Source organism: Rhizobium sp. P40RR-XXII (assembly GCF_012641405.1).
Lineage (GTDB): Bacteria > Pseudomonadota > Alphaproteobacteria > Rhizobiales > Rhizobiaceae > Rhizobium.
The window spans coordinates 64,247-83,145 of the sequence record NZ_JABAII010000001.1 but is presented as its reverse complement, the minus strand read 5'-3'; the positions used below and the strand labels follow the sequence as shown (position 1 = coordinate 83,145).

Below are 18,899 nucleotides of genomic sequence, written 5' to 3'. Positions count from 1 at the left end.
AAAACCATGCTTTTCGACAGCCATTTGCACATCGTCGACCGAAAAAAGCTCGCCTATCCCTGGCTGGCCGAGGCCGGTGCGCTCAATCGCGACAGCCTCTATGGGGACTATGCGCGCGAGGCCAAGCGCCTCGGGATCACCGATACGCTTCACATGGAAGTCGATGTCGCCGAAGAAGATATCGAACGCGAGACCGACTACGTCAAAGGCCTGAGCCGTGAGCCCGGTAGCCTTCTTCGCGGCGCCATCGCCGCCTGCCGCCCCGAAAGCGCTGGCTTTCCCGCCTATCTCGAACGCGTACTCGCCGACCCCTTCGTCAAGGGCTTTCGCCGTGTGCTGCATGTCGTGCCCGACAATGTCTCCGAAGGCGCATTGTTTCGCGAGAACCTGAAGCGGCTTGCCGGCACCCGCCTGACCTTCGATCTCTGCGTGCTGCCTCATCAGATTTCCAAGGCAATCGCGCTCGTCGACCTCAATCCTGACGTCCGGTTCATTCTCGACCATTGCGGCGTGCCCGCCGTCAAGAAACAGCTCAGCGAGGTCTGGTCGGCCGGAATATCAGCCATTGCCAAGCGTCCGAATGTCGTCGTCAAGATTTCCGGCGTCGTTGCCTATGCCGATCCCGAGAGCTGGACGCCGGAAACGCTGCGCCCCTTCGTCGAACACTGCATCACGAGCTTCGGCTGGGATCGCGTCATCTGGGGCAGCGACTGGCCGGTCTGCACGCTTGGCGGCAATCTCTCCACCTGGGTCGCAGCCACCCACGCGCTGATGCAAGGCGTAAGCGCCGACGAACGCAACAGCCTCTACCAGCTCAATGCCAAGCGCCTCTGGTCTCTTTGAGGCCGGAGGTTCCATCGAAAGACAATGCCATGACCGCCACCGTCGGCGTATCCAGCACCCATCCGAAAACCATGCCGGCAGACCACGCCGATATTCCAGTCTGGAATGCGGAAAACTGGTTCTACGAGGATTTCGAGATCGGCCACCGGATCCGCTCGCTGCGCCGCACGATCTCCGAAGGCGAGTCCCAGCAGTTCAACGCGCTGGTGCTCGACATGCACCCTTACGTCAGCGACCAGATCTTTGCCGAGACCGAGGGCCTGTTCGGCAAGCGGCTCGTCGCCGGCGCCTTCGTCTTTTCCGCCGGCCTAGGCCTCGTCGCCACCAATTGCGTCAACGCCTTTTCCTATGGCTACGACAAGCTGCGCTTCATCAAGCCCACCTTCATCGGCGATACGATCTACACCATCCGCACCAATCTGGATAAGCAGCCGAAATATGCCGAACTCGGCCTGATCCGCTCCTCCTACGAAGTCTTCAAGGGCGAAGGCGAACTGGTGCTTTATTGCGAGCATATCCAGACCGTGCGCTATAAGAACGGCCGGCCTGCGGACGCGCCGCCGCTGAAAGCCTGACATGAACGAGGACAACGAAGAGGGTCTGCTCTCCGGCATCATCGTGCTGGACATGAGCCAGTTTCTTGCCGGCCCGATGGCCGCCCTGCGGCTCGGCGATCTCGGCGCGCGCATCATCAAGATCGAGCGGCCCGATGGCGGCGACCTCTGCCGCCGGCTCTATCTCAGCGACACCGAGATCGGCGGCGATTCCACACTCTTTCATGCCATCAACCGCGGCAAGGAGAGCTTTGCGATCAACATGAAGGACGAGAGCGATCTTCGGGAACTGCGCGCGCTGATCGCCAAGGCCGACGTCGTCATCCAGAATTTCCGCCCCGGCGTCATCGAAAGGCTTGGTCTCGACTATGCCGCCGTTGCGGCGATCAATCCGCGCATCGTCTATGGCAGCATCACCGGATACGGTCCCGACAATGAATGGCGTCTTTTTCCCGGGCAGGATCTGCTGGCCCAGGCTCGCTCCGGTGCCATGTGGCTGAACGGCGAGGCCGATGACGGGCCTGTGCCCTTCGGGCTCGCCGTCGCCGATATGCTGGCAGGCAACCTCCTCGTCCAGGCAATCCTCGCCGGCCTCGTGCGGCGCGGCGTGACCGGGCGTGGCGTGCATGTGGAAACGAGCCTTTTGGAAGCGATGGTCGATTTCCAGTTCGAAGTGCTGACCACGCACCTGAACGACGGCGGACGACTGCCGCAGAAATCCGCCGTGCGCAATGCCCACGCCTATCTCGCCGCCCCCTACGGCGTCTATCGCTGCGCCGATGGCTGGCTGGCGCTGGCGATGATGCCGCTGGCGCAGCTCGCACCGCTGCTCGATCTGCCTGAACTTGCCGTCTGCACGCCCGATGATGCTTTCCAACGCCGCGATGAGATCAAGAGCATGATCGCAGGCCGCCTGAAGGAAGAGACGGCTCAGCAATGGCTCGCCATCCTGGAACCGGCCGATATCTGGGCGGCGGAAGTGCTGGACTGGCCGAAACTGCTGCAAAGCGCCGCCTTCCGCCAGCTCGACATGCTGCAGACGGTGACCCGTGACGACGGCACCTCCGTGCGCACGACGGCAAGCCCTATCCGGGTCAATGGTGTCAGAAGCAAGAACAGCCTGGCGGCACCGACGATCGGTGGGCAGTCAGATAAAGTCAGGGCGGAGTTTATTGGGGATCGGTAGGTTATAGCGCGCCTCGCATCCGCGGTACCGTGACAGAGGGGGTGCCGCAGGAGCAGCGAACGCAAAACTCTACTCGAAACAAAAAGAGGCACCGCATCCCTGCGGCACCCTCCTAAATAACGTGTCTCCCAACGGGAGCGGATCGCCTCAAGCCGCAGCGAGCTGCAGTTCCTTGCTGACCATGGTGCGCAGCGCGATCAGGTCCTTGGCGAAGGCGCGAATGCCCTCGGAGAGCTTTTCGGTCGCCATTGCGTCTTCATTCATCATCCAGCGGAAGGTCTTTTCGTCGACGGCGATCTTCTCGACGGAAGTCTTGCTTTCCGGCGAAAGCTTGCGCTCCAGCTTGCCTTCGTCCTTGGAAAGCTCGTCCAGCAGGTTCGGGCTGATCGTCAAACGGTCGCAGCCCGCCAGCGCTTCGATTTCGCCGGTATTGCGGAAGGAGGCGCCCATGACGATCGTCTGGATATCGTTGGCCTTGTAGTAATTGTAGATATCGCGGACGGAAACGACGCCCGGATCTTCCTCGGCCGTGTAATCCTTGCCAGTCGACTTCTTGTACCAATCAAGGATGCGGCCGACGAAGGGCGAGATCAGGAATGCCTTGGCGTCGGCGCAGGCAATGGCCTGAGCCTTGCTGAAGAGCAGCGTCAGATTGCAGTCGATGCCTTCCTTCTGCAGCACTTCGGCGGCGCGAATGCCTTCCCAGGTGGAAGCGAGCTTGATCAGGATACGGTCACGCTCGATGCCGCGCTCCTTATAGGCGGCGATGATGGCGCGGGCCTTGGCAAGAGAAGCTTCGGTGTTGAAGGACAGGTCGGCGTCGACTTCGGTCGACACGCGGCCCGGAACGAGACCGGAGAGCGCAGCACCGACGGAGATCGCCAGGCGGTCGGCAACGGCAGCGGCAACGGCTTCGGAGGCGCCGCCCTGCTTCTTGCCCCAGGCGACGGCTTCCTTGATCGCATCGGCGAACATCGGCGTGCCGAGCGCCTTCAGCACGATGGTCGGGTTGGTGGTGCAATCCACCGGCTTCAGGCGAGCGACTGCCTCGATATCGCCGGTATCGGCCACGACCGTCGTCATGGCGCGGAGTTGATCAAGCTTGGAAGTCATAACAGGTATCCTTGTTTGAATGAGGCCCATTTGGATGGGAGATGTCGGGCAGCAGATCCGGTCTTTTCGCCGGAGGGACTTGAAGGCGTCAGGGGTGCAGCCTTCCTTCTCCTATGTTTCAGTAACGGGATAAAAAGCGCTAGAGTTCCATTTTCGGTGAACGGCCGAACGATGAGGAGGCAACCTTCCGAAAACAGGCTTTTCGCCGGCATCGGGCGCCCTATATGGCTCCCTGTCCGGCCCGGCACTTGCTCGGAACAGCATTTGCACATTGTCCTCCTCGATTGGACAAGACCGAATTCCTCAGCGCTGACTATCTGCAATCTCGCACGGAAAAGTCAAGAACATTTGTGCAATTCGATTGACATAAGTTTCACGTCATAGAATATCGACAGCAGAAGAGCCGATCTTGCCCGCTCCCGTCATCCGCCACAGCCACAACCCTTGTCCTGGCGGATCATGACGTTAAACGGCGCATGCGACAATCCTGCCGGAGGACCTGTGGCCAAACTGAGACGCGGAACCCATACCGCCTATTCGGAGACCTCCTCCCTGAGGCTTCGCGCCGCCTGGCTCTATTACAATCAGGGCCTGACGCAGAAGGACGTTGCCGAACAGCTCGGCATCAGCCGTACCACCGTCATCCGTTTGCTGGACGAGGCCATGCGCCGCGCCGAGGTGCAGATCTGGATCACGGAAGGCATCGATGATTGCGTCGAACTGGCGATCAAGCTCGAGCGCATCTACGGGCTCGATGAAGCGATCGTGGTTCCCGAGCCTGCCGGCGGCAATGTGAACGCGCAGGCTAAGAGCGTCGGTCTGGCGCTCGGGCAGTTCCTGACGGAGGCCATCCCCGACGATTATACGATCGGCGTCGGCTGGGGCCGGACGATGACGGCCTCGCTCGCAAGCTTCCGCCCTCCTCGCCGCGACAATTGCAAGGTGGTCTCCCTGCTCGGCGGCATCGTCGCCGTGCACCAGACCAATCCGATCGATTATACATGGCGCCTGGCGAGCCAGCTCGGGGCGGAATGCTACATGTTCCTGGCGCCGCTTCTCGTCGATTCCGTCGAGACCAAGCGTAACCTCATCGAAAAATGCGGCCTCGAAGCGATCTACAGGCTGGCGGAGAACCTCGATCTCGCCATTGTCAGCTGCGGCGACATCGGCCCGCACTCGACGTCGCTGTCGGAAGGCTTCATTTCGAAGCGCGAGCTGGAAGAGCTAATCGAGGCCGGCTGCGTTTGCGACACCATGTTCAACTTCCTCGACGCCGAGGGCAATTCCGTCGATCATCCGATTAACAAGCGGGTGATGTCCGTCGATCTCGATACGCTGAAAAAGGCAAAGCACATCGTGATCTCCTCCGGCGGCGCCCACCGCGCCCAGGCGATCAGCGCCACCATCAAGCGCATCGGCTGCAACACCCTGATAACAGACGAAAGTGCCGCGAAGGCACTGCTGCGGATGGCTATGGCGAAGGCGGCGTGAGCAACTCCGTTTGAGCTTGCGGAGAGCACATACCCCCTCTGTCACTTCGTGACATCTCCCCCACAAGGGGGGAGATTGGTAACCAGCATCGAGCTCTCGCCTCAAAGCAAACATCGCAACTGCGGAAACCGCAGTCGCTGAGCATTCGGTAGAATGGGCCACAAACTCCCAACGCTCTCCCCCTTGTGGGGGAGATGTCGCGACAGCGACAGAGGGGGGTACCGCACTTTCAGCGTGCTCGGGGCCTACGATCGAGCGAACCCTCAAGCATCCCCCGCCTCCCATCCCAGCATTGCCCGCTTGCGCGTCAGCCCCCAGTGATAGCCCGTAAGCTGCCCATTCTTCCCAAGCGCACGATGGCACGGTACGACGAAGGAAATCGGGTTGCGGCCGACAGCGGCACCCACGGCCCGCATCGCCGTCGGCTGGCCGATATCCTTGGCGATGTCGGAATAGGTCACGGCGCGGCCCATCGGGATCTTCAAAAGGCTTTCCCAGACACGAAGCTGGAAATCCGAACCGATCAGCACGACCCGCAGCGGCTCGTCGCTCGACCAGTTGGAGCGCTCGAAGATGCGCGCCGCATAAGACGCGGTCGCATGCGGATCCTCGATGAACTCAGCATTCGGCCAGCGGCAGGTCATGTCGGCGAGGCACGCCTTTTCATTGCCGGAATCGCTGAAGGCAAGGCCGGCAAGGCCGCGATCCGTGACCATGATCAGCGCAAGGCCGAAAGGGGAGATGTGAAACGCATAGCGCATCACCAGACCGCCGCCTCTGGCCTTCCATTCGCCCGGGGACATCGCCTCATGCGTGACGAAGAGATCGTGCAGCCGGCTGGGGCCGGAAAGGCCGACTTCGAAGGAGGTCTCCAAGAGCGGCAGATCCTCCTTGCGCAGAAGCCTCTTGGCATGATCCAGCGTGACGGCCTGAAGGAACGCCTTGGGTGACAATCCGGCCCAGCGCGTGAACGTCTTCTGCAATTGGGTCGGCGATTGGCCGAGCCGCCCGGCAAGCATCTCCAGCGACGGCTGGTCGCGATATTCCTCGGAGATGAGTTCGATGACCTCCCGCACGGTCTCGTAATCCTGACCTTCCGGGGTGATGTCTTTCTTCAGCTGTGCAATCGCATTCATGATCTTTCTCCTTGGAAAGGAGAAAACCACGGCAAGAGGGCTAAAACCACCCGTTTCTTGCGCAAGTGGCCTCTCTGCGGAAATGTGATGCGGCGTGTTCGAACGATCAGTTCATATCCTCTGCGTGACCGTCGCCAGCGCCCGCTTGAAGGCCTTGGCGAAGCTCTCGCGATCCTCCGGATTGAGGAAGGAGCCGACATCGGTGTCATGGCTTCTGTCGCCGACATGCATCGACACGACCCCGATCTCACGGTGGCGGCGAACGAGGAAGCGCGTCCAGAACGGGTTGAAATCATGTTCCACCATCCGCCCCGTTGGCGAGAACTTGCGGATGGAAACATTGGTGCGCGACACGGTGACCTCTTCCCGCACACGGCCAGAGCGGTAATTCAGCCGGAAGGCGCCATAGAGCAGGAGGAAATCAGCGCCGAAGAAGATGCCGATTGGCCACGCTCCACTGGTGATGAACAGGACGCTGTAGACGAGACAGAAGCCACCCGCCAAGGCCAGCATGACCCTGAACCCCTTTCGCCCCAGCGAGCGATGAGGGAACAATTCGGCAGCGAAGACCGGCCTGTTGCCGTCTGCCGCCGTATCGGCATTGCGTTCCGTCATAGGAGTTGAGTATAGGTCGTTCATGGCAAATCCCAAGACCAAATCCAGCGCCCAAACCGCGAAAAAGTCAAATGCGACCGCAGGCCGCAAGCCGAGCGGAAAGAGCCTCTATTCCAAGACCGATCTGGAAGAGATCTTCCGCCGCTTCTCAATCCAGCGGCCGGAGCCGAAGGGTGAGCTGGAGCACGTCAATCCTTTCACGCTTGTCGTCGCGGTGGCGCTTTCAGCGCAGGCGACCGATGCCGGCGTCAACAAGGCGACGCGCGCCCTCTTCGCCATCGCCGACACCCCGCAGAAGATGCTCGACCTCGGCGAGGAGCGCATCCGCGAATACATCAAGACAATCGGCCTATATCGCAACAAGGCGAAGAACGTCGTCGCCCTGTCCGAAAAGCTGATCACGGATTTCGGCGGCGAAGTACCGCGAACGCGCGAAGAGCTGATGACCTTGCCGGGCGTCGGCCGCAAGACCGCGAATGTCGTGCTCTCCATGGCTTTCGGCCAGGCGACGCTCGCCGTCGACACCCACATCTTCCGCATCGCCAACCGGCTGCTGCTGGCGCCGGGCAAGACGCCGGATGAAGTGGAGCAGCGGCTGATGAAGATCATCCCCGATCAATATCTCTACCATGCGCATCATTGGCTGATCCTGCACGGGCGCTATTGCTGCAAGGCGCGCAAACCGGAATGCGAACGCTGCGTCATAGCCGATCTCTGTCGCTCGCCGGAAAAGACCTGGGATATCCCCGCCCCTCTGGTCGAACTGCCAGCGCAGATTATCGGGGCGGAAGCGGCAGGCTAAGCCTGCCTTAACCGCAGGCCAATCTCCTTGTGCGAGATCAGCTTGTGCAGATGCACCATCATGCCTGCCGCAAACAGAGGCGTCAGCAGGTTGAGAAACGGGATCGCCAGAAAGGCCGCGATCACCAGGCCGGCGAGGAAGACCGTGAGCGCGTGCTTGACGCGGAATTCACGCGCTTCATCCGGCGAGTGGAAACGCATGGCGGCGAATTCGAAGAACTCCCGGCCGAGCAGATAGCCGTTCACCAGAAAGAAGGCGACCAAGTTGACGCCTGGAATGAACAGCAGAAACAGCGCCACGATATTGCCGACGATGACCACGCCGAGAAACCGCACGGAGCTTTTCATCGCCGCTGCGATCGGCATCGCCGTTCCGGGCGCATCGCCGGGATAGTCGCGCTGTTCCACCACCTCGGCGACATCATCGAGAAAAAGGCCCGCGATCAATGCCGTCACCGGCGAGATCAACAGCGCCATCGCCAGGGCCAGGACAATGCCGGCAAAGATAGCAAGAAAGAGCGTAACCCAGCCCGTCCAGTCCGCCGTCGATGGCATGAAGCCCTGCAGCCAGGGCAGGACGAAAGAGTTGAACACACCGCGCAGCGCAAACCACAGCGCAACCAGCGCCAGCAAAGTCAGCCCCAGAACTTTCCAGAAAACCTTGCGCGTCTCCGGCGCAAAAAGATTGGTAAGGGAGAGACGTGCAGCAAGAACAATCATTCGGTCGACCTCTTTTGATGGCAAATGAACACCTAGGAAGTGGTTGTACCGATATCAATATCTCGCGCCACTGTATGAAATACGTTCAATTAAAAATTTGAATTATTGTAATATATTTTGCACTAATATATCCTGTTCGCCACATTAAGAACAACAATCGAAACAAGACCAGCCGCTCAATTAGATTTGAATGAGCGATTGAACCAGGAATTGGCGCAACCGAACATCGGAAAGACCATCGACGAGGCGTAAAAATTGGAAGACCTTAGCCAGAAACTTAGACAATATATCAAGATCGGCACGCCGGCTGAGCGAAGAATTGCTAAGTATTTCTCAGAGCATCTGAATGAACTACCGTTTGAGACGGCATCCTCAGTCGCCGACAGGCTGGAATTGAGCCCTATGACGGTCGGACGGTTCCTACGATCTCTCGGCTATCACGGCCTGGACGGGATCAAGGTGCATCTCAAGGAAAATGCACCCACGCTTACGTCATCATTGCCTAACATTCTCGAGCAGCTTCAGAAAGATGCCAGCGAAGGTCGTCCGCTTGCGACGCAGATTGCCGAACAGGTCGAAATGCTGCGGCATATCTACAACCTCGCAAGCCAGCCGCAGTGGCAGGAAGCGACCATGGCCATCCTGTCCTCTAGCAATGTCTTTGTCGCCGCCCACCCCAGCCTTGCGGGGATCGGCCGCCATTTCTGCGACCGCCTGACCTTTGCCCGCGATCAGGTCCTGTTTCTCGACGGAGCCAATGGCAGCTATATCGAACTGTTCGGCGAGCGATCCGAAGAAGGGCTGCTTGTCATCATCGATTCGCCGCGCTTCGTTTCGTCTCGCCTGCTGGCCCGCTCCGCGCGCCGGTCCGGATGCAAGGTTCTGCTGGTAACAGGCCAATTCACCGAATGGGCGCATGAATTCGCAAACATCACGCTGTCCCTGCCGCCGCAGCGGGCCAATAACCGCGAAAACCTTGCGGCCATAATGTCGCTGCTTGAATATCTGGCCGTGGCCGTCGTTCAGGCCGCCGGCGAGACCGCCGAAACCAGAATTCGCCGCATAGAAGAGCTTCAGGGCATATTTGCCCACGCCCCGCTCCGGTAAGCCGTCCTATTCCATGGCATCCAGTTCCGCCCGGTGGCGGTACATGGCGAGGAAGCGTCGGTAATCGCGGTCGTAGAATGCCTTCTTTCCCGCGTTTGGGAGTCGTTCGTGACCGCCCGGATGCATGGCAGCGCCGGCCGCACCCAGGCTTTCATGCAGACCGCAGGAGACGGAAGCGGCGATCGCCGTGCCCAGAAGCACCGTCTCGTTCATCTTCGGGATCACGACCTTGCAGCCGGTCACGTCGGAATAGAGCTCCATGAGCAGCGAATTCTTCACGTGGCCGCCGGCCACATGCAGCGTGTCGGGTACATAGCCGTAATCCCGCATTCGCTCCAGGATGTGACGGATACCGAGCGCAATGCCGACGCTCGTACGCCAGTAAAGCCGGCAGAGGCCATCGAAGGACGCATCCAGCGTCATGCCGCTGATGACGCCCAGCGCATGCGGATCGGCAAGCGGCGAGCGGTTGCCGTGAAAATCGGGCAGAATATGGATGCGTCCGCCGAGAGAATCGCCTTCGGCAAGCCGCAGCTCCGCGATCCGCCGGACGATGCGATCATGCAACGCCGCCGTCGGAGACCCGCCGGCCGCATGCATGCTGACGATATGATCAAGCAGCGCACCCGTTGCCGACTGTCCGGCCTCGGCAAGCCACATGCCCGGAAAGACAGCCTCGTAATAAGGCCCCCACATGCCGGTGCTGCGCTTGCGCTCGCGCGCAAAGGAAACGACGCAGCTCGAGGTTCCGGCAATCAGCGCCAGTTGATGTTCCAGCATGTCGGCATCGCCGGCATGGGCGGCAAGCGCACCCAGCGCGCCGGCATAGGCGTCGATCATGCCCGCGCCGACATGGCAGACGCGATCGAGCCCTAGCGCTTCGGCCGCCTCGGCCGTCAATGTGCCGATGCTCCCGCCGACGGCGACACTCTCTTCAGGCAGGCCACCGCGCTCGCGCAGGTCGCCGAGCCCGATCACGTTGAGGAAATCGGCCTGCCAGCCCGGCTCGCGATGTGCAAGATAGTTCCATTTCGCCACCAGCGTCGAGCGCGAGCGGGCGAGCGAGCCGGTCGCCTTCCACGTCATGAAATCGGCGAGATCGAAGAAATAACCGGCCTCGGCCCAGCTTTCCGGCAGATTCTCCTTCAGCCACATCAGTTTGGGCATTTCCATTTCCGGCGACATGAACTCGCCGGAATAATCCAGGACCTCGTGCTTCGTCGCCGTGCAATAATCCGCCTCGGCAAGCGCGCGGTGATCGAGCCAGACGATGGTGTCGAACCTCTTCTCGCCGCCGGTGGAAACGGTGAGCTGCTTGCCGTCGCGGTCACGCACGACCAGCGAGCAGGTCGCATCGAAGCCGATTGCGCCGATGACGGATGCATCGGCGCCGGATACCTTCACGGCCGCGCGAACGGCGGCACAGACGGCAGTCCAGATATCTTCGGAATCATGCTCGGCGTGGTTTTCACGCGGGCGATTCATCAGGATCGGATGTTCGCTTTTTCCCAGCAGTGAGCCGCTCGCCGTGAAGACACCGGCGCGTGCGCTGCCTGTGCCGATATCGACCGCAACCACGTGATCACGCATGCAAAAGAGGTCCCGACCACTTATCTCATGTTGCGGACAAGTTGTATCAATTCCGGCATCGCGTCAAACACGACTTCCGGCGAAAGCTGCTCCAACTCAGCCCGATAGCTCGGCGAATGGGCATGCGAACCGCCGGTGAAGGCAAAGACCGTCATGCCGGCCGCGCGCGCCGCTGTAATGCCCGCCGGGCTGTCTTCAACGACAATGCAATCCTTCGGCGGCACACCCATCTTTTCGGCCGCATAAAGGAAAAGATCCGGCGCGGGCTTGCCGCGCTTGACCATGCTGGCGCTGAAAATATTCGGCTGCAGCTTGTCGAGAAGGCCGGTCACGCCGAGCGAGAGGCGGATGCGCTCCAGCTGGCTCGACGAGGCGACACAGCGCGGCAGCAAAAGCGCATCCAGCGTCGCGGCAATGCCGTCGATCGGCTTCAGCTCATGCTTGAAGCGTTCGTAGAGATTATTGCGAACCCGATCCAGAAACGCCTGGTCGATGAAGACATCGAACTCCGTCTGCATCGTATCGACAAGCGTTGCCAGGCTCTTGCCGAGGAAGCGGCTGTAGACATCCTCTTCGCTCATCTCGACGCCGATATCGTGCATCGCCTGGATGAGCACGTCGACCGACAGCGGCTCGCTATCAACAAGCACGCCATCGCAATCGAAGATTACGAGCCCTGTTCCCTCACCCGCCATCACAGATCCAACCTGAATTCTGTTGTTGTCCCGCCAGCCCGAAAACCGGCATGGCAATGGAAAACGGCCGGAACAGGAGAAGTCCGGCCGCTTGAAATTATTCCGCGAGTTTGTTGTCCAAGTATAGCTGCAGGGTGACGCGGGTACCCTTTTCCCACAGCGTTTTCAGTGCATGCGCGAAGCGCTTGCGGAAGAGATCGGACTTTGCGACATCGCCGAAAATATCGTCGAAGGCCAGGAAGGCATTCGGATCGTCCTTCGCCTTGAGGGCGGCTTCATACAGCCGGTCAGCGCTGGCGTCATTGAAAACGATCTCCTTGCCGCTGTCGCTCTTGCCGGCGAAGTAGCGGCACCAGAGAGCGGAAACGAGTGCGAGGCCGACGATATCCTCGCCGCGGCTAAGCCGATCGGCCGTGGACGGCAGGATGAACTTCGGCTGGCGGTTGGAGCCGTCCTGCGCCAGACGCGGGATGGTATCGGCGATCTTCGGATTGGCGAAGCGCCGCTCGATCAGCTTGAAGTAGTCGGCAAGCACCGTGTTCGGCACCGGCGGGATCACGGGGATGATCTCGTCGTTTTCGAGCTTGGCGAGGAAGGCGCGGATCAGCGGCTCTTCCATGGCTTCATGCACGAAATGGATATCCATCAGCGCGGCCGGATAGGCGATCGCCGCGTGGCCGCCATTGAGGATGCGGATCTTCATATGCTCGTAAGGGGTCACGTCGGGCACGAAGGTCACGCCGACCTTCTCGAGCGCCGGCCGGCCTGCGGGGAAATTGTCCTCCAGCACCCATTGCTTGAACTCTTCGCAATAGACGGGCCAGTTGTCCTCGATATCGAAGGCTTCTTTCAGCAGGTCGATTTCGCGCGCGCCCGTTGCCGGCGTGATGCGGTCGACCATGCCGTTCGGGAAGGCGACGTTTGCCGCGATCCAGTCGGCGAAGGCCGGGTCGGACAACCGCGCCGTACCGACGACGGCGGCTTTGGTGACGCCGCCATTATGGGGAATGTTGTCGCAGGACATGACCGTGAAAGGCTGTAGACCGAAGGCACGCCGTGCCTTGAGGCCGGCGACGATCAGGCCGAACACCGTCTTCGGCGCATCCGGGTTCTGCCCGTCGGTGACAATCGCCGGATGAGCAGGGTTGAACTTGCCCGAGGCGTCGATGAAGTAGCCACCTTCGGTGATCGTCATCGAAACGATGCGGATCGTCGGGTCGGCGAGCTTGGCGATGGTGGCCTTTGCATCGCCGACCGGCAGGATATCGATCATCGGCGCGGTCACGCGCGCGGCCGTGCGATTATTGTCCTGCTCGACGACGGTCGTTAGAAAATCCTGGGCTGCAAGCTTTTCCCGCATGGTCACGTCGGACGGCAGCACGCCGGCACCGATAATCGCCCAGTCATGGGCCTCTCCGGCGTTGAAAAGATCGTCGAGATAAACAGCCTGGTGGGCGCGATGGAAATTACCGACACCGAAATGCACGATGCCCGCCGAAAGCGATTTCGGATCGTAAGCAGGAATGGCCGCCTTTGCAGCCGCCTGCTGAAGAGTTACGAGCGATAATTTGCACGTCATGTCTCTCGTCCTTCTGAAGGGTCTCTGGCGCCGGGCGGTTGGGGAAGACCACACCGGCTGGTATGCTTGCCATCCGCGGAGATCGATGCGGCGCGGCAGAGATGCGCTGGCCGTGCCCGCTCAAGCGCGCACGGCCTCGGCCTTTGGCTCAGATCGACAGCCCCTCGGCATTGAACCGGTGAATATGCGCCTTGTCGGGGGTCAGGTAGACGGTATCGCCGGCCCGGGCCGGAAAATCGCCCGAACCGCGCGCGGTCACCGTGCCGATTCCCTCGACGTCGATGTGCAGGAAGGTGTCGGAGCCGAGATGCTCGGCAACGAGCACCTTGCCCTGCCAATCACCGGAGCTGGTCGACAACAGGACGTGCTCCGGACGAACGCCAATGGTGTCGCCGCCGAGGCTCTGTGCATAAGCGCCCTTGACGAAATTCATCTTCGGCGAGCCGATGAAACCGGCGACGAAGAGATTGCGCGGGCTGCGATAGAGTTCCAGCGGCGAACCCACCTGCTCGATGTTGCCACGATTGAGCACGACGATCTTGTCGGCCATGGTCATGGCTTCCACCTGATCGTGCGTCACATAGACCATCGTCGTCTTTAGCTGTTGGTGCAGCTCGCTGATCTCGAGGCGCATGTTGACGCGCAGTGCCGCATCCAGGTTCGACAAGGGCTCGTCAAAGAGGAAGGCTGCCGGCTGGCGCACGATGGCGCGGCCGATGGCGACGCGCTGGCGCTGGCCCCCAGAAAGCTGGCGCGGCTTGCGCTCCAGATAGTCAGTCAGGTTGAGGACGCGCGCGGCATCCGCGACCTTCTTGTCGATTTCCGCCTGCGGCATGTTCGCCATTTTCAGCGGAAATGCGATGTTCTTGCGGACGCTCATATGCGGATAGAGCGCGTAGGACTGGAACACCATGGCAAGGCCGCGGTCGGACGGCTTCAGATTGGTGCCGTCCTTGCCATCGATGAGGATCTGGCCGCCGGAGACGTCTTCGAGGCCGGCGATCAGGCGCAGCAGCGTCGACTTGCCACAGCCGGACGGGCCGACGAAGACGACGAACTCGCCATTATCGATTTCCAGGTCGATGGAAGGGATGACCTTGGCTTCGCCGAAGACCTTGGAAACTTGCTTGAGAACAATGCTACCCATGCTTGTCTTCCTTACTTAACCGCGCCGAAGGTGAGGCCGCGAACGAGTTGTTTCTGGCTGAACCAGCCGAGGATCAGGATCGGAGCGATCGCCATGGTCGATGCCGCCGAAAGCTTGGCATAGAACAGGCCCTCCGGACTGGAATAGGAGGCGATGAACGTGCTCAACGGCGCCGCGTCGACGGCGGAGAGGTTGAGCGTCCAGAAGGCCTCGTTCCATGCGAGGATGATGTTGAGCAACATCGTCGAGGCAAGGCCGGGGATCGCCATCGGCGTCAGGACGTAGATGATCTCTTTTGCCAGCGTCGCACCGTCCATGCGGGCCGCTTCGAGAATTTCGCCGGGGATTTCCTTGAAGTAGGTATAGAGCATCCAGACGATGATCGGCAGGTTGATGAGCATCAGGACGACGACCATGCCCAGCCGGCTGGCGAACTGGTTGTTCAGGAGACCGAAGCTCTGGAACAGCAGGTAGATCGGGATGAAGGCGCCGACCGGCGGCATCATCTTCGTCGACAGCATCCACATCAGGACGTCCTTGGTCCGCTTGGTCGGCGAGAAAGCCATGGCCCAGGCGGCAGGTACCGCGACGAGCAGGCCGAGAATGGTCGAACCGAAGGCGATGATGACCGAATTGCCGAAGTGGAGGAAGTAATTGGAGCGCGACTGCACCTCGAAGTAATTCTCCAGCGTCCAGTGGAAAAAGAGGAACTGTGGCGGCGAGGCGATGGCATCGCCCTCCGTCTTGAAGCTCGTCAGGATCGTCCACAGGATGGGGAAGAAGATGAGGATTGCCACGACCCAGGCGGCGACCGATACGACGATCTTGCGTTGCGTGCTGATCTTGCGTGCCATCTCAAGCCTCCAGATTCTTGCCGACTGCGCGCATCAGGAAGATCGCGACGATATTGGCGAGGATGACGGCGATGATACCGCCCGCCGATGCGCCGCCGACGTCCTGCGACAGAACGATCTGCGAATAGACCAGATAGGTCAGGTTGGTCGTGGCCGTGCCCGGTCCGCCGTTGGTGGTGACAAGGATCTCGGCGAAGGCGGACAACAGGAAGATCGTCTCGATCAGGATCACGACGGTGATCGCGCGTGCCAGATGCGGCAGGGTGATGTAGATGAACTTCGAAACCGGCCCGGCGCCGTCCATCTCGGCGGCTTCTTTCTGCTCCTCATCCAGCGACTGCAATGCGGTCAACAGGATGAGCGTCGCGAAAGGCAGCCATTGCCAGGCGACGATGATAATGATCGACAGCAGCGGAACCGTCTCCAGCCAGGTCAGCGGATCAAGCCCGAAAAATTTGAACAGATGCGCCAGAAGCCCGTTCACCGGGTTCATGAACATGTGCTTCCAGATGAGGGCGGCAACCGTCGGCATCACGAAGAAGGGCGCGAGCACCAGCATGCGCACAATGCCCTGGCCGAAGATCGGCTGATCAAGAAGGAGAGCCAGTGCGATACCGCCGACCACGGTAATCAGCAACGCCCCGCCGACGAGCAGCAGCGTCACGACCAGCGAGCTTATGAAAGCGGGATCGGTGATGAAGTATTCGTAGTTGAGCCAGCCGATGAAATCATGCGTGCCGGGGTTCAGCAGATTGTAGTTCAGCGTCGAGAAATAGATCGTCATCACCAGCGGGACGATCATCCACGCGAAGAGGAGCAGAACCGAAGGCGCCATCATGACGCGGGCGGTGGAACGGGTGTGCAACGTTGCCATGGCAAGTACCGACCTATCTTTGATCAGGAAGGGGTGGCCGCGGGCCGGCGGAAACGAAAAGGGCCGCCAAGGGCAATTCGGGCGCTCGGCGGCCTAGGGGAAAGCAGCACTCGAGAGGGTGTGCCGCTTTCCTTAGCTTCAAAGGCCCTTACTTCGGGTAGCCGGCCTTCTTCATTTCGCGTTCCGTCAGCTGCTGGGCAGCCTTGAGCGCTTGATCGACGGAGATCTGGCCGGCAAGAGCAGCGGAGAACTGCTGGCCGACAGCGGTGCCGATGCCCTGGAACTCCGGGATAGCGACGAACTGGACGCCGACATAGGGAACCGGCTTGACAGTCGGATGGGTCGGATCAGCCGAGTTGATCGAGTCGAGCGTCATCTTCGCGAAAGGTGCTGCCTTCTGGTAGTCCGCATTCGCGTAGAGCGACGTGCGGGTGCCGGGAGGTGCGTTCAGCCAACCTTCCTTCTGTGCGACAAGGTTGGTGTATTCCTTGCTGGTTGCCCAGGAGATGAACTTCTCGGCAGCTTCGGTCTTCTTCGAGGAAGCCGGGATGGCGAGGTTCCATGCCCAGAGCCAATTGCCGCGCTTGCCGAGGCCCTTGTCCGGCGCCAGAGCGAAGCCGACCTTGTCGGCGACCTTCGATTCCTTCGGATCGGAGACGAAGGATGCTGCAACCGTCGCGTCGATCCACATCCCGCACTTGCCGGATTGGAACAGCGCCAGGTTTTCGTTGAAGCCGTTGGAAGAAGCGCCCGGAGGGCCGGCATCCTTCATCAGCTTGACGTAGAAGCTCAGCGTATCCTTCCATTCCGGCTGGTCGAACTGTGCCTTCCACTTCTCGTCGAACCAGCGGGCGCCGAACGAATTCGACATCGCCGTCAGAAATGCCATGTTCTCGCCCCAGCCTGCCTTGCCGCGAAGGCAAATGCCGTAGACTTCATGGTCCTTGTCGGTGATCTTGCGGGCTGCATCGGCGACGAAGTCCCAGGTCGGCGCATCCGGCATCTTCAGGCCGGCCTTCTCAAACAGGTCCTTGCGATACATCACCATCGAGCTTTCGCCGTAGAACGGTGCCGCATAGAGCTTGCCGTCGGTGGTCAGACCGCTGCGGATAGCCGGGAGAAGGTCATCCGCCGCATAGTCCTTGTCGGCGGAAAGCTTGTCGAGCGAGGCAAGCCAGCCAAGCTTGCTCCAGATCGGCACTTCGTAGGTGCCGATGGTCAGCACGTCGTACTGGCCGGCCTTGGTAGCGATGTCGGTCGTAACCTTCTGGCGCAATACGTTTTCTTCAAGCGTGACCCATTGCAGGTCGATACCCGGGTTCTTCGCTTTGAAATCGTCCGTAAGCTTCTGCATACGAACCATGTCGCCGTTATTGACCGTCGCAATCGTGAGGGTTTCTGCGGACGCCAGGCCGGCAAACATCAGCGCCGAGCAGGCGCTCAGCAATAAAGTTTTCAATTTCATATCTTCCTCCCAGAAGATTAAAAATGAGCATTCGCTTTGCTCGTGGGCAATTACTCGCTTATTGCGACAAAATGTCAATGCGGATTCGTTGCTGCATTGCCGAGCAAGCATCCCATCTCTTTGTTTTTACGGAAAAATTTTTTGCTCAATCCCTGAGCAAAAATTCAGCAACTGCCTCGTCGGTGATCAAACCGTTGATTTGCCGGCCGGCAACTGCCGCCTTGATCGCCTCGAATTTGCGTCTTCCCTTGGCGATTCCGATGACCGAACAGGTGTCCCGTGACGGTATCGGCGCGCTGGCGACGCGATCATTGACGTCATCAGGCATGAGCTTGCCATCGCCATCGAAAAGCCAGCCGCAGATCTCGCCGGCAGCACCGCGGCTCATCAACGCCAGCATCTCCTCTCTCTCGAGGAAGCCATCGAGGCAGAGCGGCGCTTCGATGCCCATCTCGCCGATGCCGACGAAAGTCACGTCGGCCTGGGCGCTGATATCCAGCGTCGAGCGCACCAGCGCCTGCGCATGCAAGAGTTCGCGTTCTTCGGCCGACGATACCAGCACCGGCAGCGGCATCGGAAAATGCCGCGCCTTGATGACGTCGGCCATGCTGAAGATAACGTTATAATAGGCGGCTGAACCGTCCGGACCGATATTGCCGGTCAGCGACACCACCCGGTGCTGCAGACATTCGATGGCCGGCAGCTGATCGACCGCGGCCTTCAGCGTGCGGCCCGTGCCGATCGCCAGCACGATCGGGTCGCTGCGCCGCAGCCAGCGTTCGATTTCGGCGGCCCCGGCTTCGGCAATGCCGATGGTGGAGGAGGTGCTGTCCGGATCGCTCGGCACGACATCGACATGGCGGAGATTGAATTTCGCTTTCAGCGCCGCGGCATATTCCAGACAGGCGGCGATCGGGTGATCCAGCCGCACCTTGATCAGCCGCTCCGCAACGGCAAGCGATACCAGCCTCTGCGCCGACTGGCGGGAGATTCCCATTGCGACCGCGATCTCGTCCTGCGTCCGGCCGGCGACGTAATAGAGCCAGCCGGCCCGCGCCGCATCGTCAAGCCGCCCCTGGGAATCCAGCTTTCTCGCCATCGCCTTCCTTTATCGAAACAGCACTGTTGT

The 18,899-nt window shown here is 60.5% G+C and carries 18 protein-coding genes; 6 read left to right on the top strand and 12 right to left on the bottom strand.

The genetic code is table 11. The annotated features are described in order from the left end of the window. Positions 1-6 precede the first annotated feature (6 nt). The 3 genes from HGP16_RS00420 to HGP16_RS00410 are packed head-to-tail and all read left to right on the top strand — an operon-like array spanning position 7 to position 2,583. A complete protein-coding gene (locus HGP16_RS00420; protein WP_168838064.1) occupies positions 7-843 on the top strand; it encodes an amidohydrolase family protein in 837 nt (278 codons plus the stop codon). 29 nt (positions 844-872) lie between these two features. Next, positions 873-1,418 (top strand): MaoC family dehydratase, encoded by a 546-nt coding sequence (locus HGP16_RS00415; protein WP_168838063.1) that lies wholly within the window; start codon positions 873-875, stop codon positions 1,416-1,418. A 1-nt stretch (position 1,419) separates the two neighbouring features. After that, positions 1,420-2,583: a CaiB/BaiF CoA transferase family protein gene (locus HGP16_RS00410; RefSeq protein ID WP_168838062.1), complete on the top strand. Its 1,164-nt coding sequence runs from the start codon at positions 1,420-1,422 to the stop codon at positions 2,581-2,583. 147 nt (positions 2,584-2,730) lie between these two features. Here HGP16_RS00410 and tal read toward each other — a convergent pair whose 3' ends face one another. Continuing rightward, positions 2,731-3,696: a transaldolase gene (gene tal / locus HGP16_RS00405; RefSeq protein WP_168838061.1), complete on the bottom strand. Its 966-nt coding sequence runs from the start codon at positions 3,694-3,696 to the stop codon at positions 2,731-2,733. 501 nt (positions 3,697-4,197) lie between these two features. Between tal and HGP16_RS00400 the strand changes: the two genes are divergently transcribed. Continuing rightward, complete coding sequence (locus tag HGP16_RS00400) at positions 4,198-5,187, top strand: sugar-binding transcriptional regulator (protein ID WP_168838060.1); 990 nt, start codon at positions 4,198-4,200, stop codon at positions 5,185-5,187. 263 nt (positions 5,188-5,450) lie between these two features. On the opposite strand, the gene HGP16_RS00395 is transcribed toward HGP16_RS00400, so the two are convergent. Continuing rightward, complete coding sequence (locus HGP16_RS00395; RefSeq protein ID WP_168838059.1) at positions 5,451-6,323, bottom strand: methylated-DNA--[protein]-cysteine S-methyltransferase; 873 nt, start codon at positions 6,321-6,323, stop codon at positions 5,451-5,453. 111 nt (positions 6,324-6,434) lie between these two features. Further along, entirely contained in the window at positions 6,435-6,938 is a 504-nt protein-coding gene (locus tag HGP16_RS00390) for a DUF2244 domain-containing protein (protein ID WP_168838579.1), read from the bottom strand. A gap of 22 nt (positions 6,939-6,960) precedes the next feature. Here HGP16_RS00390 and nth point away from each other — a divergent pair, with 22 nt between their 5' ends. Continuing rightward, complete coding sequence (gene nth, locus HGP16_RS00385) at positions 6,961-7,740, top strand: endonuclease III (protein ID WP_168838058.1); 780 nt, start codon at positions 6,961-6,963, stop codon at positions 7,738-7,740. Here the strand turns inward: nth and HGP16_RS00380 are convergent. Then, a complete protein-coding gene (locus HGP16_RS00380) occupies positions 7,737-8,459 on the bottom strand; it encodes a sulfate transporter family protein (protein WP_168838057.1) in 723 nt (240 codons plus the stop codon). The genes nth and HGP16_RS00380 overlap by 4 nt on opposite strands. Positions 8,460-8,714: 255 nt before the next feature. Between HGP16_RS00380 and HGP16_RS00375 the strand changes: the two genes are divergently transcribed. Then, positions 8,715-9,566, top strand: a complete 852-nt coding sequence (locus tag HGP16_RS00375; RefSeq protein WP_168838056.1) for a MurR/RpiR family transcriptional regulator — start codon at positions 8,715-8,717, stop codon at positions 9,564-9,566. A 6-nt stretch (positions 9,567-9,572) separates the two neighbouring features. Here the strand turns inward: HGP16_RS00375 and HGP16_RS00370 are convergent, their stop codons facing one another. The 8 genes from HGP16_RS00370 to HGP16_RS00335 form a co-directional block, all read right to left on the bottom strand. Further along, the gene (locus tag HGP16_RS00370; protein ID WP_168838055.1) at positions 9,573-11,156 is read right to left on the bottom strand and encodes an FGGY-family carbohydrate kinase; all 1,584 of its coding nucleotides are present in this window, start codon (positions 11,154-11,156) and stop codon (positions 9,573-9,575) included. 20 nt (positions 11,157-11,176) lie between these two features. Further along, positions 11,177-11,851: an HAD family phosphatase gene (locus HGP16_RS00365; RefSeq protein ID WP_168838054.1), complete on the bottom strand. Its 675-nt coding sequence runs from the start codon at positions 11,849-11,851 to the stop codon at positions 11,177-11,179. A gap of 97 nt (positions 11,852-11,948) precedes the next feature. Further along, positions 11,949-13,430 carry a mannitol dehydrogenase family protein gene (locus HGP16_RS00360; protein ID WP_168838053.1) on the bottom strand — a complete coding sequence of 494 codons (1,482 nt, stop codon included), beginning with the start codon at positions 13,428-13,430 and terminating at the stop codon, positions 11,949-11,951. Between the two features lie 148 nt (positions 13,431-13,578). After that, positions 13,579-14,577: an ABC transporter ATP-binding protein gene (locus tag HGP16_RS00355; RefSeq protein ID WP_168838052.1), complete on the bottom strand. Its 999-nt coding sequence runs from the start codon at positions 14,575-14,577 to the stop codon at positions 13,579-13,581. A gap of 11 nt (positions 14,578-14,588) precedes the next feature. Beyond that, positions 14,589-15,431 carry a carbohydrate ABC transporter permease gene (locus HGP16_RS00350; protein ID WP_168838051.1) on the bottom strand — a complete coding sequence of 281 codons (843 nt, stop codon included), beginning with the start codon at positions 15,429-15,431 and terminating at the stop codon, positions 14,589-14,591. A gap of 1 nt (position 15,432) precedes the next feature. Further along, positions 15,433-16,305, bottom strand: a complete 873-nt coding sequence (locus tag HGP16_RS00345; RefSeq protein ID WP_168838050.1) for a carbohydrate ABC transporter permease — start codon at positions 16,303-16,305, stop codon at positions 15,433-15,435. 148 nt (positions 16,306-16,453) lie between these two features. Further along, positions 16,454-17,770 (bottom strand): ABC transporter substrate-binding protein, encoded by a 1,317-nt coding sequence (locus HGP16_RS00340; RefSeq protein ID WP_168838049.1) that lies wholly within the window; start codon positions 17,768-17,770, stop codon positions 16,454-16,456. 145 nt (positions 17,771-17,915) lie between these two features. After that, entirely contained in the window at positions 17,916-18,869 is a 954-nt protein-coding gene (locus HGP16_RS00335; protein WP_168838048.1) for a sugar-binding transcriptional regulator, read from the bottom strand. Positions 18,870-18,899: the final 30 nt, after the last annotated feature.